This window comes from Chelativorans sp. Marseille-P2723, from assembly GCF_902809845.1.
In the GTDB taxonomy this organism is placed as follows: domain Bacteria; phylum Pseudomonadota; class Alphaproteobacteria; order Rhizobiales; family Rhizobiaceae; genus Chelativorans.
The window spans coordinates 52,327-71,980 of sequence record NZ_CADDWI010000012.1 but is presented as its reverse complement, the minus strand read 5'-3'; the positions used below and the strand labels follow the sequence as shown (position 1 = coordinate 71,980).

Annotated in this window: 16 protein-coding genes and 3 pseudogenes; 10 read left to right on the top strand and 9 right to left on the bottom strand. The window is 60.3% G+C overall.

Annotated features, from left to right (window positions below):
* The first annotated feature begins 22 nt into the window (after positions 1-22).
* The 7 genes and pseudogenes from mdh to lpdA all read left to right on the top strand — a co-directional run bounded on the left by mdh (position 23) and on the right by lpdA (position 9,609).
* Positions 23-988, top strand: a complete 966-nt coding sequence (mdh, locus tag HUS57_RS10340; protein WP_173933764.1) for a malate dehydrogenase — start codon at positions 23-25, stop codon at positions 986-988.
* Positions 989-1,001: 13 nt separating this feature from the next.
* Complete coding sequence (sucC, locus tag HUS57_RS10335) at positions 1,002-2,192, top strand: ADP-forming succinate--CoA ligase subunit beta (RefSeq protein WP_173933404.1); 1,191 nt, start codon at positions 1,002-1,004, stop codon at positions 2,190-2,192.
* An 81-nt stretch (positions 2,193-2,273) separates the two neighbouring features.
* Positions 2,274-3,185 (top strand): succinate--CoA ligase subunit alpha, encoded by a 912-nt coding sequence (gene sucD / locus HUS57_RS10330; RefSeq protein ID WP_173933402.1) that lies wholly within the window; start codon positions 2,274-2,276, stop codon positions 3,183-3,185.
* A gap of 135 nt (positions 3,186-3,320) precedes the next feature.
* On the top strand, positions 3,321-6,308 hold the full coding sequence (locus HUS57_RS10325; protein ID WP_173933762.1) for a 2-oxoglutarate dehydrogenase E1 component: 2,988 nt from the start codon (positions 3,321-3,323) through the stop codon (positions 6,306-6,308).
* Positions 6,309-6,337: 29 nt separating this feature from the next.
* Positions 6,338-7,069: pseudogene (locus tag HUS57_RS10320) on the top strand (biotin/lipoyl-containing protein); the annotation flags it as partial.
* Positions 7,070-7,244: 175 nt separating this feature from the next.
* Positions 7,245-8,153 (top strand): annotated as a pseudogene (gene odhB, locus HUS57_RS10315) (2-oxoglutarate dehydrogenase complex dihydrolipoyllysine-residue succinyltransferase); the annotation flags it as partial.
* Positions 8,154-8,196: 43 nt separating this feature from the next.
* Positions 8,197-9,609, top strand: a complete 1,413-nt coding sequence (gene lpdA, locus HUS57_RS10310; RefSeq protein WP_173933400.1) for a dihydrolipoyl dehydrogenase — start codon at positions 8,197-8,199, stop codon at positions 9,607-9,609.
* Positions 9,610-9,899: 290 nt separating this feature from the next.
* Here lpdA and HUS57_RS10305 read toward each other — a convergent pair whose 3' ends face one another.
* The 4 genes and pseudogenes from HUS57_RS10305 to rplS form a co-directional block, all read right to left on the bottom strand.
* A complete protein-coding gene (locus HUS57_RS10305; RefSeq protein WP_173933313.1) occupies positions 9,900-10,328 on the bottom strand; it encodes a hypothetical protein in 429 nt (142 codons plus the stop codon).
* 92 nt (positions 10,329-10,420) lie between these two features.
* Positions 10,421-11,422 (bottom strand): TraB/GumN family protein, encoded by a 1,002-nt coding sequence (locus tag HUS57_RS10300; protein ID WP_173933397.1) that lies wholly within the window; start codon positions 11,420-11,422, stop codon positions 10,421-10,423.
* Between the two features lie 51 nt (positions 11,423-11,473).
* Positions 11,474-12,434, bottom strand: a pseudogene (locus HUS57_RS18105) (tyrosine recombinase XerC).
* A 394-nt stretch (positions 12,435-12,828) separates the two neighbouring features.
* A complete protein-coding gene (gene rplS / locus HUS57_RS10290) occupies positions 12,829-13,356 on the bottom strand; it encodes a 50S ribosomal protein L19 (protein WP_246727832.1) in 528 nt (175 codons plus the stop codon).
* 92 nt (positions 13,357-13,448) lie between these two features.
* On the opposite strand from rplS, the gene HUS57_RS10285 reads away from it, so the two are divergent.
* Positions 13,449-13,586, top strand: a complete 138-nt coding sequence (locus HUS57_RS10285) for a hypothetical protein (RefSeq protein ID WP_173933395.1) — start codon at positions 13,449-13,451, stop codon at positions 13,584-13,586.
* Between the two features lie 210 nt (positions 13,587-13,796).
* Here HUS57_RS10285 and HUS57_RS10280 read toward each other — a convergent pair whose 3' ends face one another.
* From HUS57_RS10280 to HUS57_RS10260, 5 genes are read right to left on the bottom strand one after another with little or no spacing between them, the layout of a single operon-like run.
* Entirely contained in the window at positions 13,797-14,141 is a 345-nt protein-coding gene (locus HUS57_RS10280; RefSeq protein WP_173933759.1) for a DUF4260 domain-containing protein, read from the bottom strand.
* Between the two features lie 2 nt (positions 14,142-14,143).
* Entirely contained in the window at positions 14,144-14,848 is a 705-nt protein-coding gene (trmD, locus tag HUS57_RS10275; RefSeq protein WP_173933393.1) for a tRNA (guanosine(37)-N1)-methyltransferase TrmD, read from the bottom strand.
* Positions 14,845-15,432, bottom strand: coding sequence for a ribosome maturation factor RimM (gene rimM / locus HUS57_RS10270; protein ID WP_173933391.1), 588 nt, complete (start codon positions 15,430-15,432; stop codon positions 14,845-14,847). Before rimM ends, trmD begins: the two co-directional genes overlap by 4 nt.
* 26 nt (positions 15,433-15,458) lie before the next feature.
* Positions 15,459-15,818 (bottom strand): cell division protein ZapA, encoded by a 360-nt coding sequence (locus HUS57_RS10265; protein WP_173933389.1) that lies wholly within the window; start codon positions 15,816-15,818, stop codon positions 15,459-15,461.
* 11 nt (positions 15,819-15,829) lie between these two features.
* Positions 15,830-16,102 carry a DUF4164 domain-containing protein gene (locus tag HUS57_RS10260; RefSeq protein WP_173933387.1) on the bottom strand — a complete coding sequence of 91 codons (273 nt, stop codon included), beginning with the start codon at positions 16,100-16,102 and terminating at the stop codon, positions 15,830-15,832.
* A 277-nt stretch (positions 16,103-16,379) separates the two neighbouring features.
* On the opposite strand from HUS57_RS10260, the gene tkt reads away from it, so the two are divergent.
* Positions 16,380-18,374 (top strand): transketolase, encoded by a 1,995-nt coding sequence (tkt, locus tag HUS57_RS10255; protein ID WP_173933385.1) that lies wholly within the window; start codon positions 16,380-16,382, stop codon positions 18,372-18,374.
* 151 nt (positions 18,375-18,525) lie between these two features.
* On the top strand, positions 18,526-19,539 hold the full coding sequence (gene gap / locus HUS57_RS10250; protein WP_173933383.1) for a type I glyceraldehyde-3-phosphate dehydrogenase: 1,014 nt from the start codon (positions 18,526-18,528) through the stop codon (positions 19,537-19,539).
* Positions 19,540-19,654: the final 115 nt, after the last annotated feature.

The window sequence follows — 19,654 nt, the reverse complement described above, 5'->3', positions numbered from 1 at the left end:
GTCGGAAGGGGGACTTCACCATATGGCTCGCGACAAGATCGCACTCATAGGCTCTGGCATGATCGGCGGCACGCTCGCCCATCTGGCGGGCCTGAAGGAACTTGGGGATGTTGTTCTGTTTGACATTGCCGAGGGTATTCCGCAGGGCAAGGGACTGGACATCGCACAATCTTCTCCGGTGGACGGGTTTGACGCCAAGTTCCTTGGTGCCAGCGACTATGCCGCGATTGAAGGAGCGGACGTTTGCATCGTCACAGCTGGCGTGCCGCGCAAGCCGGGTATGAGCCGTGACGACCTTCTGGAAATCAATCTCAAGGTAATGGAACAGGTGGGCGCGGGCATCAAAAAATATGCGCCCAAGTCGTTTGTTATCTGCATTACCAATCCTCTGGATGCAATGGTTTGGGCGTTGCAGAAGTTCTCTGGCCTGCCGAAGACCCATGTCGTTGGCATGGCTGGTGTTCTGGATTCCGCCCGTTTCCGCTATTTCCTTTCCGAAGAATTCAATGTGTCTGTCGAGGATGTGACTGCTTTCGTCCTTGGTGGACATGGCGATACCATGGTGCCACTCACCCGCTACTCCACCGTTGCCGGTATCCCCATACCCGATCTCGTCAAGATGGGTTGGACCTCCAAGGAGAAGATCGATCAGATCGTCCAGCGCACCCGCGATGGCGGCGCCGAGATTGTGGGCCTGCTGAAGTCAGGCTCGGCCTACTATGCTCCCGCCTCTTCCGCCATCGCCATGGCCGAAAGCTATCTGAAGGACAAGAAGCGGGTCCTTCCCTGCGCTGCCCATCTTTCAGGACAATATGGCGTCAAGAACCTTTATGTGGGCGTACCGGTGGTGATCGGTGCCGGCGGGGTCGAACGAGTCATCGAAATTGACCTGAACCGGTCCGAACAAAAAATGTTCGACAAATCGGTGGCCTCAGTGGAGGGCCTGTGCAAGGCCTGCGCCGAGATAGCCCCGAGCCTCAAGAAGTAGGAGCCTTTTCCGCATGAACATTCATGAATACCAGGCCAAACAGCTCCTGAAAGACTACGGTGCGCCCGTAGCCGAGGGCGTTGTCATCTTCTCGGCCGATGAGGCGGAGGCTGCTGCTCGCAAGCTGCCTGGACCGCTTTTCGTCGTGAAAAGCCAGATCCATGCCGGGGGGCGCGGCAAGGGCAGGTTCCAGGAGCTGGGGCCTGACGCCAAGGGCGGTGTGCGGCTCGCCAAGAGCGCCGAGGAAGTCGTCGCGCATGCAAGGGAGATGCTGGGCAACACGCTGGTCACCAATCAGACCGGTCCGGAAGGCAAGCAAGTGAACCGCCTCTACATTGAGGATGGTGCCGACATTGCCCGTGAGCTTTATCTTTCCATCCTGGTCGACCGCGCCGTTGGCCGGCCGGCCTTCGTGGTCTCCACCGAGGGTGGCATGGATATCGAGGCGGTAGCCGAGGAGACACCGGAGAAGATCCTCACCCTTCCCATCGATCCTGAAAAGGGCGTCACTGCTGACGACCTGAAGCAACTCAACGGGGCGCTCAAGCTCGAAGGAGAGGCGGCAGCAGACGGAGAAAAGCTATTCCCCATCCTTTACAAGGCCTTTACCGAAAAGGACATGAGCCTTCTGGAGATCAATCCGCTCATCGTGATGGAGAACGGCCGCCTGCGCGTGCTTGACGCAAAGGTCTCATTCGACAGCAATGCTCTTTTCCGTCACGACGACATTCTCGCCCTGCGCGACACCTCCGAGGAGGACGAGAAGGAGATCGAAGCATCCAAATATGACCTCGCCTATGTGGCGCTCGATGGCAATATCGGCTGCATGGTGAACGGCGCCGGCCTTGCCATGGCGACCATGGATATCATCAAGCTATATGGTGCCGAGCCCGCTAACTTCCTCGATGTCGGCGGCGGAGCCAGCAAGGAAAAGGTGACGGCCGCTTTCAAGATCATCACGGCTGACCCGAATGTGAAGGGTATTCTGGTCAACATCTTCGGCGGCATCATGCGTTGTGACATCATCGCGGAAGGTGTGATTGCAGCGGTAAGAGAAGTGGGGCTGGAAGTGCCGCTGGTTGTGCGGCTGGAAGGCACCAATGTCGATCTCGGCAAGAAGATCATTGCCGAAAGCGGCCTCAATGTCATTCCGGCCGACGATCTCGACGATGCGGCCAAGAAGATCGTTGCGGCGGTGCAATAGGATCATGTTCTTTGGCCTGCATTGTCATTGCAGCGCCAGACGGAGCGATCCCGACCGACCCGAAGCGGCGTAGGAGAAAGAATGTCCATTCTCGTCGACAGAAACACGAAGGTTCTTGTCCAGGGCCTCACCGGCAAGACCGGTACTTTCCACACCGAGCAGGCGCTTGCCTATTACGGCACCAAGATGGTGGGCGGCATACACCCCAAGAAGGGGGGTGAGACGTGGCGCAGCAACCTCGATTCAGATTCAATGGAGCTGCCGATCTTTGCTTCGGTTGCCGAAGGCAAAGAGATGACCGGGGCAAATGCCTCCGTGATTTATGTGCCTCCTGCAGGCGCGGCCGCAGCCATCATTGAGGCGATCGAGGCGGAGATTCCGCTGATCGTCTGCATCACAGAAGGCATTCCGGTGATGGACATGGTCCATGTGAAGGCCAAGCTCGACAAGTCGAAGTCTCGTCTTATCGGCCCGAATTGCCCCGGTGTCCTGACGCCGGAAGAATGCAAGATCGGCATTATGCCGGGCAACATCTTCAAGAAGGGATCTGTGGGAGTTGTTTCCCGCTCCGGCACACTTACCTATGAAGCAGTGTTCCAGACGACGAATGAAGGACTGGGGCAGTCTACTGCGGTGGGAATCGGCGGCGATCCCGTGAAGGGAACTGAATTCATTGACATCCTCGAAATGTTCCTTGCCGATGACAAGACAGAATCGATTGTCATGATTGGCGAGATCGGCGGCTCCGCCGAGGAGGAAGCTGCACAGTTCATCATGGATGAGGCAAAGCGCGGCCGCAAAAAGCCCATGGCCGGGTTCATTGCCGGTCGCACTGCGCCCAAGGGCCGCACGATGGGGCACGCTGGCGCCGTCATCTCCGGCGGCAAGGGTGGCGCCGAGGACAAGATCGAGGCGATGGAGCGGGCTGGTATCAAGGTCTCGCCCTCTCCGGCCCGTCTGGGCAAGACGCTGGTCGAGGCCATCAAGGGGTAGCAAATTGTACACCTTCTATAGTGAATGGTTCCTGGCAATGAATGGGACGACGTAAGTGACCGGCATTTTTGACTGACACTTACCATTCACGATTCACCCCGAAACGGAGACCGGCTGAAAAGCCGGTTAAGGATGATGGCGCGGCGAGATCAGGCCAACGAAGAATTCTCCATCACGTCTTTCCTCTATGGCGGTAACGCTGCCTATATTGAGGACCTTTATGCCGACTATGAAAGCGATCCGAGTTCGGTAAGCGAGGATTGGCGCACATTCTTCGCCAGTCTGAAGGACAACGCCGCCGATGTGAAGAAGAACGCCCGTGGCGCTTCGTGGCAGAAGGAAAATTGGCCCATCTCGCCCTCTTGCGAGCTTGTCTCGGCGTTCGACGGCGACTGGAGAGCGGCTGAAGTCCATTTCGGGAATAAGGTCAGGTCCAGGGCGGCAGAGGGCGGCGTTGCCGTCAGCGCGGCGGAGCTTCACCGCGCCACGCGCGATTCGGTGCGCGCGATCATGATGATCCGCGCTTACCGTATGCGCGGGCATCTTCATGCCAATCTTGACCCTCTTGGGCTTGCGAAGCCGCAAGAAGACTATAACGAGCTTTCGCCGGAAGCGTATGGCTTCACGGAAGCCGACTATGATCGGCCAATCTTCATCGACAATGTGCTGGGACTGGAAACCGCCACCATCCGTGAGATGCTGGCGATCCTTCGCCGTACTTATTGCTCTACGCTCGGCGTGGAGTTCATGCACATCTCGAACCCGGAAGAGAAAGCCTGGATTCAGGAGCGGATTGAAGGACCTGACAAGGGTGTCGCTTTCACCCCCAACGGCAAGAAGGCTATCCTGCAAAAGCTTGTAGAAGCGGAGGGCTTTGAGCAGTTTCTCGACGTCAAGTACAAGGGTACGAAGCGCTTTGGCCTTGATGGCGGGGAGTCTCTCATCCCGGCGCTTGAGCAGATCATCAAGCGGGGAGGGCAGCTGGGACTGAAGGAGATCGTCCTGGGCATGGCCCATCGCGGCCGCCTCAACGTACTTAGCCAAGTCATGGGCAAGCCGCACCGCGCTATTTTCCACGAGTTTAAGGGCGGCTCCTTCGCGCCCGACGATGTGGAGGGTTCGGGAGACGTCAAATATCATCTTGGGGCCTCCTCCGACCGCGAGTTCGACGGCAACAGCGTGCACCTCTCCCTGACGGCAAACCCGTCTCATCTGGAGATCGTCAATCCTGTTGTCATGGGCAAGGCCCGCGCCAAGCAGGACCAGATTTACGGCCGGAAGCGCGAGGAGATCGTGCCGCTTGAGGAACGGGCCAAGGTGATGCCCTTGCTTATCCACGGCGACGCTGCGTTCGCCGGGCAGGGCGTCGTTGCCGAGTCGCTGGGGCTTTCCGGTCTGCGGGGTCATCGCGTGGGCGGCACCGTCCACTTCATCATCAATAACCAGATCGGCTTTACGACCAATCCACGCTTTTCCCGTTCCTCACCCTATCCTTCCGACGTGGCAAAGATGATTGAGGCGCCGATCTTCCACGTGAATGGCGACGATCCGGAAGCGGTAGTCTATGCCGCCAAGGTGGCGACCGAGTTCAGGATGCAGTTCCACAAGCCGGTCGTCATCGACATGTTCTGCTATCGGCGGTTCGGCCATAACGAGGGTGACGAGCCGGCGTTCACCCAGCCGATCATGTACAACAAGATCCGCTCGCATCCGACGAGTGTCCAGATCTATTCGAAGAAGCTCATTGATGAAGGTCTGGTCACTCAGGGGGAGATCGATGAGATGCGTGCCGAATGGCGCGCGCGCCTTGAGGATGAGTTCGAGGCCGGCCACTCCTACAAGCCGAACAAGGCGGACTGGTTGGATGGCGCCTGGACGGGCCTGAGGAAGGCTGACAATGAGGACGAGCAGCGCCGCGGCAAGACCGCCGTTCCGGTAAAGACGTTGAAGGAGATCGGCAAGAAGCTCACGGAGGTGCCAGAGGGTTTCGAGGTCCACCGCACGATTCGCCGGTTCCTCGACAACCGCCGCAAGATGATCGAAACGGGCGATGGCATCGACTGGGCGACGGCAGAAGCTCTGGCTTTCGGTTCCATCTTGCTCGAAGGCAGCCCCGTTCGGCTTTCCGGCCAGGACTCTGAGCGCGGCACCTTCTCGCAGCGTCATTCGGTGCTCTACGACCAGCGCGACGAGAGCCGCTATATCCCGCTCAATAATCTGGGGCCGCAGCAGTCCTTCTACGAGGTCATCAACTCGATGCTCTCTGAGGAGGCCGTGCTTGGCTTTGAATATGGCTACTCGCTTGCCGAGCCGCGGGCGCTGACCCTTTGGGAGGCGCAGTTCGGCGATTTTGCTAATGGCGCGCAGGTCGTGTTCGACCAGTTCATCTCCTCCGGAGAGCGCAAGTGGCTGCGCATGTCGGGTCTCGTCTGCCTGTTGCCTCACGGATATGAAGGGCAGGGGCCGGAACATTCCTCCGCAAGGCTCGAGCGCTTCCTGCAGCTTTGCGCCGAGGACAACATGCAGGTTGCAAACTGTACTACGCCCGCCAATTACTTCCACATCCTGCGCCGGCAGCTAAAGCGCGACTTCCGCAAGCCGCTCATCCTGATGACGCCCAAATCTCTCCTCCGCCACAGGCGGGCGGTGTCGACGCTGGCCGAAATGTCAGGTGAAAGCTCCTTCCACCGCCTGCTGTGGGACGATGCGGAGTATCTGAAGGGCCAGCAGATCAAGCTCGTCAAGGATTCGAAGATCCGCCGTGTCATCATGTGCTCTGGAAAGGTCTATTATGATCTTTACGAGGAGCGCGAAAAGCGCGGCATCGACGACATCTATCTGCTGCGCATCGAGCAGCTTTACCCCTTCCCAGCCAAGGCGCTAATCACCGAGCTTTCGCGTTTCCGCAACGCCGAGATGGTCTGGTGTCAGGAGGAGCCCAAGAACATGGGAGCCTGGTCCTTTATCGACCCGTATCTGGAATGGGTGCTGCAGCACATTGACGCCAAGCATCAGCGCGTGCGCTATACCGGGCGTCCGGCGGCAGCCTCGCCGGCAACGGGCCTGATGTCAAAGCACCTGGAACAGCTCGATGCCTTCCTTGAAGACGCACTGGGCGGCTAGTCAACGATCGAACACACGGAACAAGACCAATGGCTACCGAAATCCGCGTTCCCACCTTGGGCGAATCCATTACGGAGGCCACTATCGGCCGCTGGTACAAGAAGGTGGGCGACACGATTGCCGCCGACGAGCCGATTGTCGAGCTTGAAACAGACAAGGTGACCGTTGAGGTTCCCGCGCCTGCCTCAGGAACGCTTTCCGAGATTACCGCGAAGGAAGGAGAGACGGTCGAAGTCGGCGCGCTGCTTGGCGCGATCGGGGAGAGCGGTGCTCAGGCGGAAAAGCCGGCAGAACAGCCGAAGGCCGCGTCTGCCGGTGTTGGGCAGGGCAGGCTGGTGGATGTTATCGTGCCCTCCGCAGGCGAGTCGGTCACCGAGGCTCAGGTCGGTGAAATCTATAAGAAGCTTGGCGATGCCGTGAAGGCCGACGAGCCTATCCTGGAACTGGAAACGGACAAGGCGGCCCAGGAAGTTCCATCCCCTGTCTCCGGCGTCATCCGTGAGCTTCTCGTCGAAAGCGGCGACGAGGTGAAGGTCGGCGCGCTGCTGGCCCGGATCGAGGAAGGCGCGGCAGGCGGTGAAACGGCCAAGTCCGACGCCGTTGCGCAGGCAGTGCAGGGTGCCGGTGCCTCTACAACTCGCGAAGCGGAGCGGAAGACGGCAGAAATCAGCGGCGAGCCGGAAATTCAGGAGCGCGACCGTCCGCCTGCACCATCTGCCGCCAAACTGATGCAGGAGCAGGGAATAAAGCCTTCCGAGGTCTCCGGCTCGGGCAAGGACGGACAGATCCTCAAGGGCGACGTGCTGGACGCCATCGGGCGGCGCGAACGCGGTGCGCCGAGCGAGCCCGCCGAGATGCCGAAGGTGGCCCGNCGGTGCCTCTACAACTCGCGAAGCGGAGCGGAAGACGGCAGAAATCAGCGGCGAGCCGGAAATTCAGGAGCGCGACCGTCCGCCTGCACCATCTGCCGCCAAACTGATGCAGGAGCAGGGAATAAAGCCTTCCGAGGTCTCCGGCTCGGGCAAGGACGGACAGATCCTCAAGGGCGACGTGCTGGACGCCATCGGGCGGCGCGAACGCGGTGCGCCGAGCGAGCCCGCCGAGATGCCGAAGGTGGCCCGCCCGCCGGTTCCGGCCGAGGACGGGATTCGTGAGGAGCGGGTGAAGATGACGCGTCTGCGCCAGACGATCGCCCGCCGCCTCAAGGATGCGCAGAACGCGGCGGCCATGCTTACCACCTTCAACGAGGTGGACATGACAGCGGTGATGGATCTTCGCAAGAAATACAAGGATCTCTTTGAGAAGAAGCACGGTGTGAAGCTTGGCTTCATGGGCTTCTTCACCAAGGCGGTCTGCCACGCGCTGAAGGAGATTCCGGCGGTCAATGCGGAGATCGACGGTACGGATATCATCTACAAGAATTACTGCCATATCGGTGTGGCGGTAGGCACGGATCGCGGCCTTGTTGTTCCTGTCGTGCGCGATGCGGACCGGATGAGCATTGCCGAGATTGAAAGAGAGATCGGGCGGCTGGGTGCTGCTGCCCGCGATGGCAAGCTCTCCATGGCCGATATGCAGGGCGGCACCTTCACCATCTCTAATGGCGGTGTCTATGGCTCGCTGATGTCGACGCCGATCCTCAATGCGCCGCAATCCGGCATACTGGGCATGCACAAGATACAGGAACGCCCGATGGTGCTGGGAGGCCAGATCGTTATCCGCCCGATGATGTACCTGGCGCTTTCCTACGACCACCGCATCGTTGACGGCAAGGAGGCCGTAACCTTCCTCGTCCGCGTCAAGGAAGTGCTGGAGGATCCCGAGCGTCTGGTGCTGGACCTGTAATCACTCGCCCCACCGCTGAACAAAGGATGAAGTGAGGGAACCTATGTCCGACGCCTATGATCTTGTCGTGATCGGGACCGGCCCGGGTGGCTATGTCTGCGCCATCAAGGCTTCGCAACTCGGCCTGAAGACGGCCGTGGTGGAAAAGCTGCCGAACCATGGCGGCACCTGCGTGAATGTCGGCTGCATTCCCTCCAAGGCGCTTCTGCATGCCACCGAGATGTTTGCGGAAGCGGGCAGTTCCTTCGCCGATCTCGGCATCGAGGTCGGCACGCCGAAGGTCGATCTAAAGAAGATGCTGGCCCACAAGACCAAGACAGTCGAGCAGAACGTCAAGGGTCTGGATTTCTTGTTCAAGAAGAACAAGATCGATGTCTTCCGCGGTATAGGCAGGCTGGCCGGGGCAGGCAAGGTGATCGTGACCGCCGACGACGGAAAGGAACAGACCGTCGCAGCAAAGAATGTCGTTATTGCCACGGGCTCGGATATTGCGGGCATTCCGGGCGTCGAGGTCGCCTTTGACGAGAAGGTGATCGTTTCCTCCACCGGCGCTCTGGATTTGGAAAAGGTGCCGGAGCGTCTTGTCGTGGTGGGCGGCGGTGTGATCGGGCTGGAGCTCGGTTCGGTATGGTCGCGGCTCGGCGCCAAGGTTACCGTGGTCGAGTATCTGGATTCGATCCTGGGCGGGATGGACGGCGAAATTTCCAAGCAGTTCCAGCGCCTGCTCGCGAGGCAAGGCTTCGAGTTCAAGCTTGGCGCCCGGGTCACCAATGTCGCGAAAACGAAGAAGGGAGCTGCTGTCACCTTCGAGCCGGCCAAGGGTGGCGACGCGGAGACGATTGAGGCTGACGTGGTCCTGGTTGCTACGGGCAGGAAGCCCTACACCGAGGGCCTCGGCCTTGAGGAAGCCGGCGTGGAGCTTGATGATCGCGGCCGCATAAAAACGGACGGGCATCTGCGCACCAATGTGGAGGGTGTCTACGCCATCGGCGATGTCATCGCCGGACCCATGCTTGCACATAAGGCCGAGGATGAGGGCGTGGCCGTGGCCGAGATCATCGCCGGACAGGCCGGACATGTGAACTATGACGTTATTCCCTCCGTCGTCTATACCAGCCCGGAAGTGGCTTCCGTCGGAAAGACGGAGGAAGAACTGAAGAAAGCCGGCGTCGAGTACAGGGTCGGCAAGTTTCCCTTCAGCGCCAATGGGCGCGCCCGCTCGATGTTGCAGACGGACGGCCTTGTAAAGATATTGGCCGACAAGACGACCGATCGCGTCCTTGGCGTGCATATCCACGGCTTCGGTGCCGGTGAGATGATCCATGAGGCAGCAGTGCTTATGGAGTTCGGAGGGTCCGCAGAGGATCTTGCCCGCACTTGCCACGCTCATCCGACAATGTCGGAAGCGGTGAAAGAGGCCGCGCTCGCAGCTTTCTTCAAGCCAATTCACTCGTAGATAGGCAAACCATCCCCAGCCTTGGCGGGGATGGTTTGCAGTCAGATCATTCAGCATCGCATGCGACGCTAAATGACTTAAGCCTGGAGCCTTTTGGGAAGGCGCCCCAGATCAAGGCCGACGACACGCGGCGGTCCGCCGTTCCCATGCTGGCCACCGCACAGCCAGCATCTCAACTACAAAGCACGATAAACCGGAATTCCCTGCAATTCAGATCCAATCTGACTCGCTCTAGTGCAATTCCGACCGGAACCGGGTGTCCTTCCTGGATTTGCTCTAGAGCGTTACCGTCACGGTGTAGCTGCGGGAGCTTCCGTTCCAGCATCAGGTGCGCTTTCGCCTGCAGGCGCACTGTCCGTCGTGCCACCGCCGGCAGGCGCCGTACCAGCCGCACCACCATCTGCCGGCGCTGAATCGGCAGGCGCATCCGTGCCGCCTGGCGCAGGTACAATCGTCGTGTCATCACCTTCCGGCACCACCAGCGTATCCCCACCCTCAGGTGCCATCGCCGTCTCGTCAGCGCCGAAGAAGCCGCCAAACACCAGGAACAATATGACCAGCACCGCTGCCGCCAAGGCCACCACGACGGCCATATTTGTGCCGCCGGAGCGGACCACGGTCTGGTTTGCCGAAGGCGGGACGCTCGCGGGATCCGCCGGATTATCACCCGGCGCGCGCGCGCTTCGCGGCGTGCCGGGATTGCGATCATAGTCTGCCATCGAAAATTCTCCTTATTTCATCGAGTACTTAACTCGTGAAGGATTGGAGAGTTCCGTCAGCCCGGTCGCGGCTCAGTTCACCGCTGGCGTTGCTAGTCAATCCGTTCAACGCTGTAGCCGGCTTCGCGAAGAAGCTCGATCAAACCCTGCTCGCCAGGCAGATGCATGGTGCCGATTGCAAGGAAAGCTCCTCCTTCTTCCAGAAGAGGCTGCGCTCGCTCTGCCATCACACGGTTTCGGGAATTGATCACCGCTTCCTCGAAGGCGACGTAGGACTGGGCAGCCTCCTCGCCATGGTCGAGCAATCCCATCGTTGCGGGCATGAATAGACCGGTCTCACCTGCAAGGTAGATGGCGGTTAGCGTTTCCACCATGTCATCCACGCGGCTTCCAAGGCGCAGAGAAGCTACGAGACCCTGAACATGAAGCTTCATTGGAAGCGAGGAAAGGGCGGTAAGCTGCTCGGCGAAGCTTTCCAGGCCCTCAAGATGCTTTCCGCTGGCCTGCGCGTCCTGGGCAAGCTTCACGTCGAGTACAACGCTCCCTTTGTTCTGCCGGCTGATCTCGCACTGTGACAGGGAAAGCAGCGACATCAATATCCAGGGCTTCATCCTTGCCGCGCTCCCCAGCGACATGCCCCGCTCTGCCAGCGCCGCGGCGAGCAGTTCTTGCTCATCCGGTGCCAGGTGGTCCGTAATATCTTCCTCGGCGGGGAACATCGTAAGATCCGGGTTCTCCGCTATGGAGGCCATTATCCGCTTGCGATCGAGCACATCTGTTGTCTCGATCACCACCACGCGCGCCTCCTTGAAGGCTTCACGCGCGGAGGTCGGTATGTCCAACACACGCGTGTCAGAAAGGTGCATGGTGCCGAAAAGAAATGAAGTTGGGGCCGATCCCTTTGTAATGCGCCATAGAAGCCCTTTCCCGTTCGGGATGCCAGCGGCTTCCTGTCTGAGCTGGCGCACTAAATGGGGCCTTTCCGCCTCCGCTTCTGCCAAAAGATTGGTTGCCTCGCAGTTCTTCTCCTGCGCCCGGGCAGGCAGATGCAGGAGGCTCGACGCGGCAAGAAATGCAGCAAGAAACCCTGTCAAGCATCTTAGGGATAAGGTCCGTAGCATTCGCTCTTCGCTGGCTTGTTCTTTTCAGGCGCGCGGATGCGCCTTCTCATATATTTCCATAAGGCGCGTCGTGTCGACGGCTGTATAAATCTGTGTGGTGGAAAGGCTCGCATGGCCCAGAAGTTCCTGTATGACGCGCAAATCTCCTCCGCGGTTTAGCAGGTGTGTGGCGAAAGAGTGCCGCAGCGCATGGGGTGTAGCCGTCTCCGGCAGGTTGAGCGCGGAGCGCATCTTCTTCATCTCGCGCTGGATGATCGCCGGTTGGAGCGCACCGCCGCGTACGCCGCGAAAGAGCGGCTTTTCTCTACTCAGATCGTAAGGGCAGAGCCGTCGGTACTCCGCCACGGCCTGCGCGACGACAGGAAGCACAGGCACCACGCGCGTCTTTCCCCCCTTGCCGGTAATGCGAAGCGTTCCACCTGCAAGGTTGGAAAGTTCTGCGCCGGTAAGCCCGAGCGCCTCACCGATGCGAAGGCCGGAGCCATAAAGCAGCGCCAGGACAGCTGCGTTTCGGGCAGCCACCCATGGTTCTTCGGCGAGTTGCTGCTGGTTTGATGCCACGCGCCGGGCGTCCGCGGCTGTGAGCGGCTTCGGCAGCCGTGAGCGGCTTCGGCAGCCCCTTGGGCGCACGGGGTGCGCGCAGCGCCGCTGCCCCTGCCGCATTGATGAGCCCCCGTCTTTCAAGATGCCGCAGGAATGAGCGTATGCCCGCTAAACTCCGGCCCAATGTGCGCGCGCCAACTCCTTCTGAACGGCGAAATGCGAGAAAAGCGCGCAAGTCTGCTGGTCTCAGCTCTGCAATGTCGGAAATGCCCGGCGCTCCGCCGCAATGGCCAGTAAGAAACTTGAGGAACTGCCGCGTGTCGCGCTCATAGGCTTCCAGTGTCAGGCGAGCAAGGCGCCGCTCCAAGCTAAGCGATGCAAGCCACTGGGCGCGTGCGCGCTGCAGGTCTGGTTTTGCGGAAACAAGAAATTCTTCGGTCATCAGGAGGCCCGCCGTCGCCACCACTCTGGGCTGCCTAAGTTAGCATCCGGTGAAGAACCGAGGGGCTACAGGCTGCGAGCTATGCGTTGCCGTGGCAGCGCCGCCGAAGGCACGCGCCATTCCGGCATCTTCCATCAGCGCTACGATCTAGTCACGGGTGAACCTGAAGGGCGGTTCGAACCCCTTCGCGCATCAGATAGCCCGACGCCGCCCCTTCATCGATCGGCACCGCTTTGGATGGGCAGGACGGCAATATCCGCGGTAGATGGTGCGCTCTGAAAGTTCGAGCCGGTCCGGGAGGGCTTGCGCGCTGACGAGCCTGCCGCCGCACCGCTGGCGGCCAGATATGAAGGGCGCCCTTGCGGCGCCCTTTCGGTAATCCCAGACAGAACAGCTATTCGCTCTTGGCCTCCGCCACCGCAGGAGCCTCCTGGCTTGCCGCGGCTTCTTCGGCAGCCTTCTCGGCGGCAAGGGCTTCTGCCGCAGCCACCTTCTCTGCCTCGACGCGCGCACGTTCGTCGGCCACCGCCTGGCGCTCCGCATCGTTCAGCTTGCGGGCGCGGGCGCCGGTATTCTCGCTGATGCGGGCGGACTTGCCGCGCCGGTCGCGCAGGTAATAGAGCTTGGCGCGGCGCACCTTGCCACGGCGCACCACCTCGACACCCTCTACGAGTGGCGAATAGACCGGGAAAACGCGCTCCACTCCCTCGCCATAGGAAATCTTGCGAACCGTGAAATTCTCGTTGATGCCGGCGCCGGATCGCGCAATGCAAACGCCTTCGTAGACCTGCACGCGTGTGCGGCTGCCTTCGGTAACGCGCACAAGGACCCGTACAGTATCGCCTGGCGAGAATTCGGGAAGGGTGCGCTTGGCCTCGATCTTGGCGGCCTGCTCGGCCTCGAGCTGACGGATAAGGTCCATCGTACGTTCCTCTTGTTCTTCTCGAACCGTCAGAGCGCTCATCCCGCCGGCAGTTTACACCGCCTGGAGGATGCGTCCCCTAGGAGAGCCGCATGAGCGAATTCACGTTCTTTAGCTGGTTTCAGCCATGGACCTTCCATGGCAGCTACGGGCTGGCGACATACACGACTTCGCAACGGGAATCAACCGTAGGCGCCGTCACTATCAGCCAGCGCTTGTGTGAATTCTAAGTCAGAGCTGTCGGAGGGGACCGGCTGCGAATGTATCCGTCCAATTTCTTGATGATGCATTTGGCCCGATCGATCTACAACTCCTCGACCAGCAGGTACCATGCCGGGCGAAGGTTGAAATACAGGACCCCAGGATAGCGGTACCATCGTTCACAAAGCTGTCGAAAAACGCGAAGGTGTCTATGACGCTCGGCGGGCAATACTCCTCCTTCAGCCGCCTATGGAGCCGAGATGCGTATGCCGAAATCCCCTCTCGTGCTTCAGGCCGTAACCAAGCATGCGATCGGCTGCTATGTGGGCGCCCATTATGATGGCAATCTGCATGGCGAGAGGTGAATTTGCTACCAGTCCCGCAAGAAAGACAAGAACAGGGGCGATCCAGCTATGTAGCGCGTTATAGCACCATGCACCCAGGCGCGGACCGCGAAGATAGCCGAGCATGGAAAGATCGGGAGCAAGGATCAGCAGAAGAAAGATCCACCAACTGGCCCCGCTAAGCTGATAGAGGGTAAGCATCACCAAGAGCAGGGCGGCGTTTTCGATCCGCAGCAGCATCTTCACTTCTTTTCCCCCGCTTCAAAAGCTTCCCACAGGTCCGGGCGCCTTTCACGCGTCAGCCTTTCGGCTTGCTCCCGGCGCCACTCGGCAATTTTGCGGTGATCGCCGGATAGTAGCACCTGGGGAATTTCGCGGCCCTCGAAAACCTGCGGACGCGTGTAATGCGGATGCTCCAGAAGCCCGTCCTCAAAACTTTCCTCAATGCCCGAAGATTCGTTTCCCATCACGCCGGGAAGAAGCCGCACCACCGCGTCGAGAAGCACGAGCGCGGCAGGTTCGCCACCGGAAAGGATGTAGTCACCCACCGATATTTCCTCCAGCGACCTTCCTTCGATTACGCGTTGATCGACGCCTTCGAACCGGCCACACAGAATAATGACGCCGGGACCTGCAGCAAGTTTGCGCACCCGTGCCTGCGTAAGCGGCCTGCCGCGCGGGCTCATGAAAATTCTGGGCCGCTGATCGCCCTCCTGCGCCGCGTGGTCGATGGCGCGCGCCAGCACATCTGGTCGCATCACCATGCCGGCCCCGCCCCCAGCGGGCGTGTCATCCACGCTGCGGTGCTTGTCGGTCGCGAAATCGCGGATCTGGACGGCTTCCAGCGACCAAGCACCTTCCGCCAGCGCGCGGCCCGCAAGCGAAATACCGAGCTGCCCGGGAAACATTTCCGGGTAGAGCGTGAGCACGGTGGCTTGGAAGGTCATCGCTTGCGCTTTTTCATCGTGGCTTCTGCCTCGGCTGGCGGAGCTTCCTCCGCCCCCGCAAGGCCGGCAGCGGTTCTATCAATGAGGATTCTTTTTTGCGCAAGGTCGATTCGCGGAACTGCGTCCTGCGTGAAGGGTATCATCACGGTCGCGCCGCTTCCCGGCCTTATCTCCAGGATGTCTCCGGCACCGAAATTGTGGACAGAGACGATGCTCCCTACCTCCTCGCCCTCTTGGTCAACGACGGCGAGACCGACGAGATCGGCGTAATAATATTCCTCTTCCTCCAGATCCTCCGGCAAGACCGAACGATCGACAAAAAGCGCCTCACCCCTAAGGTTTTCTGCCTTGTTCCGATCGTCAATGCCGGCGAAGCTGACGATGGCAACACCCTTTGCAGCCCGGATGGCGGCCACGGTAAGCGACCGGCCATCAGCCGTGTGCAGGGGCCCATAGGCGCCGAGGGCCATCGGGTCATCGGTGAAGCATTTCACACGTAACTCGCCGCGCGTCCCATGCGCGGCGCCGATAACGCCAAGTCTGACCGGCCTTTCCAGATGCGCCGGGGCGTTACGCCTCGTCATGATTATCTACTCGCTTGCACGCTGGATCAGGAACTGGCGAGCTTGGCCGAAACGGCCTCGATGCGTAAGGCAAGCTGCCCCAGCGCCCCGGTCAGCGTTGCATCGTTCTTGTCTGCCCTTGCAAGAGCCTCATCGCGCGTTTTGCGAAGGGTGGCAATCTCAGCTTCCAGACCCTGAACCCGTTTCTGCAGTTCCGACAGTTCATCGAGAACCATGATGCCGGCCATGACGGTGATTCGCTGGTCTCCGATCTCACCGAACGCTTCCTTAAGATGACCGACATAGCGGTCGAAGCGGTGAGCCAGATCCATCAGATGTTCTTCCTGCCCCTCGTCGCAGGCCATACGATAGGCTTTCCCGTCGATTGAGACCGTTATCTGCGCCATGCTTACATCCACTACCGGTCGAGGACGGCGCGGATCGTTTCCATCGCCGTCACCAATCTCCGTGAGACTTCGCGGTTCACCTCGGCAAGCCGTTCGGCGCGTGCTTCCGCCTTGTCAACTTCCTGGGCGAGACGGGCACGGTCCGCGCCCATACGCTGCACCTCAGCCTCGGCCTCGGCAAACTCACGGCGACGCTCCAGGTGGGCTTCCGCAGAGGCTTCAAGGCCTTCGATAGCCCGGCCGAGGCGAGCGAGGACTTCCCTAAGTGTGGTCTCACCGCTCATTGCAACCCATAGCAACCCGCCTGCGAATTGCCCGTAATCAGAAGATTTTATCAGAGAAAGATTACGCGCCGGGTGAAGGCTGCGTCAACATCGGACCGGGCAATCCCCCGAATTGGTGCGCAAATCGACATCTTTTGCGGCGAACCGCCGCTGCAGGAGAGCGAACCTTCCCCTTCCTTTACCGTTTATTGACTCGGACGGCGCACCTGATATGTGTCGCCTGCTCTTACCGGGTGCGAGCTGCCAGGCACCTGCAAAGGCTGATCAGCGAGCAGACATGACTTCACGTGAAAAACATAACCGGATGGCCAATGCGATCCGTTTCCTTTCCATGGACGCCGTCGAAAAGGCGAGGTCAGGACATCCCGGCCTGCCAATGGGCGCAGCCGACATTGCAACAGTGCTGTTCACGCGTTTCCTAACGCATGATCCCCAGAACCCGCACTGGCCCGACCGGGACCGCTTTGTGCTGTCGGCCGGCCACGGCTCGATGCTGCTCTACTCCTTGCTCTATCTGCTGGGATACGAGGACATCACCATTGAGGAAATCAAGAATTTCCGCCAGCTCGGCTCACGTACCGCAGGTCACCCTGAGTACGGCTATGCCGCAGGCATCGAGACGACAACGGGCCCGCTGGGCCAGGGGTTTGCCAATGCGGTGGGCATGGCGCTTGCCGAGCGCATGCTCAATGCCCGCTTCGGCGACGATCTCGTGAACCATTATACCTATGCGCTGGTGGGTGACGGTTGCCTGATGGAAGGCATCAGCCAAGAGGCGCTCACGCTTGCCGGACACCTGAAGCTCAACAAGCTGATCGTCCTGTTCGATGACAACCAGATCTCCATCGACGGGCCTGTCTCCCTTGCCGATTCCACCGACCAGTGCGCGCGCTTCGCCGCTTCCGGCTGGAACACGCTGCGGGCCGACGGGCACGACCCGGAGGCTATTGCCTCGGCCATTGAAGCGGCGCGCCAGTCGGAGCGGCCGACGCTGATCGCATTCCGCACGACCATTGGACGGGGTGCTCCCACATTGGCCGGCACTAACAAGGTTCACGGGTCGCCGTTGGGGGGGGATGAGATCGCCAAGACGCGCGAAGCGCTCCGTTGGGACGCGCCGCCCTTCTCCATCCCGTCCGACATTCTCGACGACTGGCGGCTTGCCGGGCTGCGCTCGGCGAAGGAGCGCGTAGCCTGGGATCAACGGCTGGCCGCCACGGATGCAGAGACGCGCGCCGAGTTCGAGCGCCGCATTCGCGGTGACCTGCCGGAAACTCTGCCGGAAGTCATCATCGACTACAAGCGGAGGCTAGCCAAGGAGAAACCCGCCGTTGCGACGCGCAACGCATCAGAAATGGCGCTCGAAGTCATCAATGATTGCGTGACGGAAACGATCGGCGGTTCAGCAGACCTGACCGGCTCCAACAACACCAAGACCAGCCAGACTGCCTCCGTCACGCAGACGGATTTTTCCGGGCGCTATATCCATTACGGCATCCGCGAGCACGCCATGGCGGCAGCGATGAATGGCATTGCGCTGCATGGCGGATTCATCCCCTATGGGGGCACCTTCCTCACCTTCTCCGATTATGCGCGGCCGGCCATGCGGCTCGCCTCGCTTATGGGCATCCGATCCATCTTCGTGATGACCCATGATTCCATCGGGCTTGGCGAGGACGGCCCCACACACCAGCCCGTGGAACATCTGGCGGCGCTGCGTGCAATCCCGAATCATCTCGTACTGCGCCCAGCCGATGCGGTCGAGACGGCGGAATGCTGGCAGATCGCGCTGGAGTCCAGAAAGAGCCCTTCCACACTGGCCTTGACGCGCCAGAAGTTACAGCCCGTGCGCCAGGAATTCGACGAGGAGAATTTGTGCGCGCGCGGTGCCTATGAACTTCTGCCGGCAAGCGACGAGGCGAAAGTGACAATTTTCGCCAGTGGGTCGGAAGTCGAAATAGCTGTGGAAGCGCGCCAGCTCCTTGAGGATCTCGGACACGCCACACGTGTCGTCTCGGTGCCCTGTTTCGAACTTTTCGAGCAGCAAGAGAAGGACTATCAGAAAGGGGTCATAGGCTCTGCGCCGGTCCGTATCGCCATCGAGGCCGGAGTGCGTCAGGGTTGGGACCGCTTCATCGGCGTGGACGGAATCTTCATTGGCATGACAGGCTTTGGAGCGAGCGCGCCAGCGCCAGAACTCTATCGCCACTTTGGCATTACAGCGGAAGCGGCAGTGAAGGCCGCAGAGGCACGCTTGAATGCTGCACGCTAGCGTTGTGTGGGCAAGCGGCAGCGCTTGTCCAACCGCGCGACGCGGCGAATATGAATATTCTTTTGGAGGCGCAAGCTATTCGTGCTGCCTCCTTTGGAACGGTAATCATCCCCTGCCGCCTTGCGCGGCATCAGCTTGCCGGAGGTAGCGTATGACCATCAAAGTAGCCATTAACGGATTTGGGCGCATAGGGCGCAACATCGTCCGCGCCATCTATGAATCCGGCCGCAGGGACATTGACATCGTCGCTGTCAACGACTTGGGCCCGGTCGAATCCAATGCGCATCTGCTGCGTTACGACAGCGTGCATGGTAGGTTCCCCGCTGAGGTGAAGGTAGAAGGCGACTCGATCCGCATCGGCGAGAAGTCCTTCAAGGTGCTGATGGAGCGCGACCCATCCAAGCTTCCGTGGAAGGATCTTGGCGTCGACATCGTGATGGAATGCACCGGCATCTTCACCTCCAAGGAGAAGGCGTCCGCCCATCTGGAGGCAGGAGCCAAGCGCGTGCTTGTTTCCGCCCCTTCGGAAGGCGCGGACCTGACCGTGGTCTACGGGGTGAACCATGAGAAGATCAGCCGGGATCATGTCGTCATCTCGAATGCCTCCTGCACCACCAACTGCCTCGCTCCGGTAGCGAAGGTCCTGCACGATGCCTTTGGCATCGAGAAGGGCTTCATGACAACGGTACATGCCTACACGGGTGACCAGCCGACGCTCGACACCATGCACAAGGACCTTTACCGCTCCCGCGCAGCAGGGGTATCCATGATCCCCACCTCAACAGGCGCCGCCCGTGCCGTTGGCCTCGTGCTACCGGAACTCCAGGGTAAGCTGGACGGCGTATCGATCCGCGTACCGGTACCCAATGTGTCGGTCATCGACTTCAAGTTCGTGGCAAAGCGCCCGGTCACGGTCGAGGAAGTTAATCAGGCCCTTGTAAGCGCTGCCACCGAGGGGCCGCTCAAGGGCATTCTTTCCTATACTGACGAGCCGCTAGTGTCGATTGATCTGTCACACGATCCGGCCTCGTCGACCTTTGCCTTGCCGCAGACCAAGGTGATCGACGGCGATCTGGTAAGGGTCATGTCTTGGTATGACAACGAATGGGGCTTCTCGAACCGCATGGCCGATGTGGCTGCCGTGGTTGGCAAGACGATCGGCTGAGCCGCAAGAAGACTTCCTAATCGATGCGCCCGGCTCCGGCCGGGCGTTTTGTTCTTGTATTACGCTGTGGTGACACTCTCCCGCACCGAACCCCTTCAGGAGACTTCGCGACGCC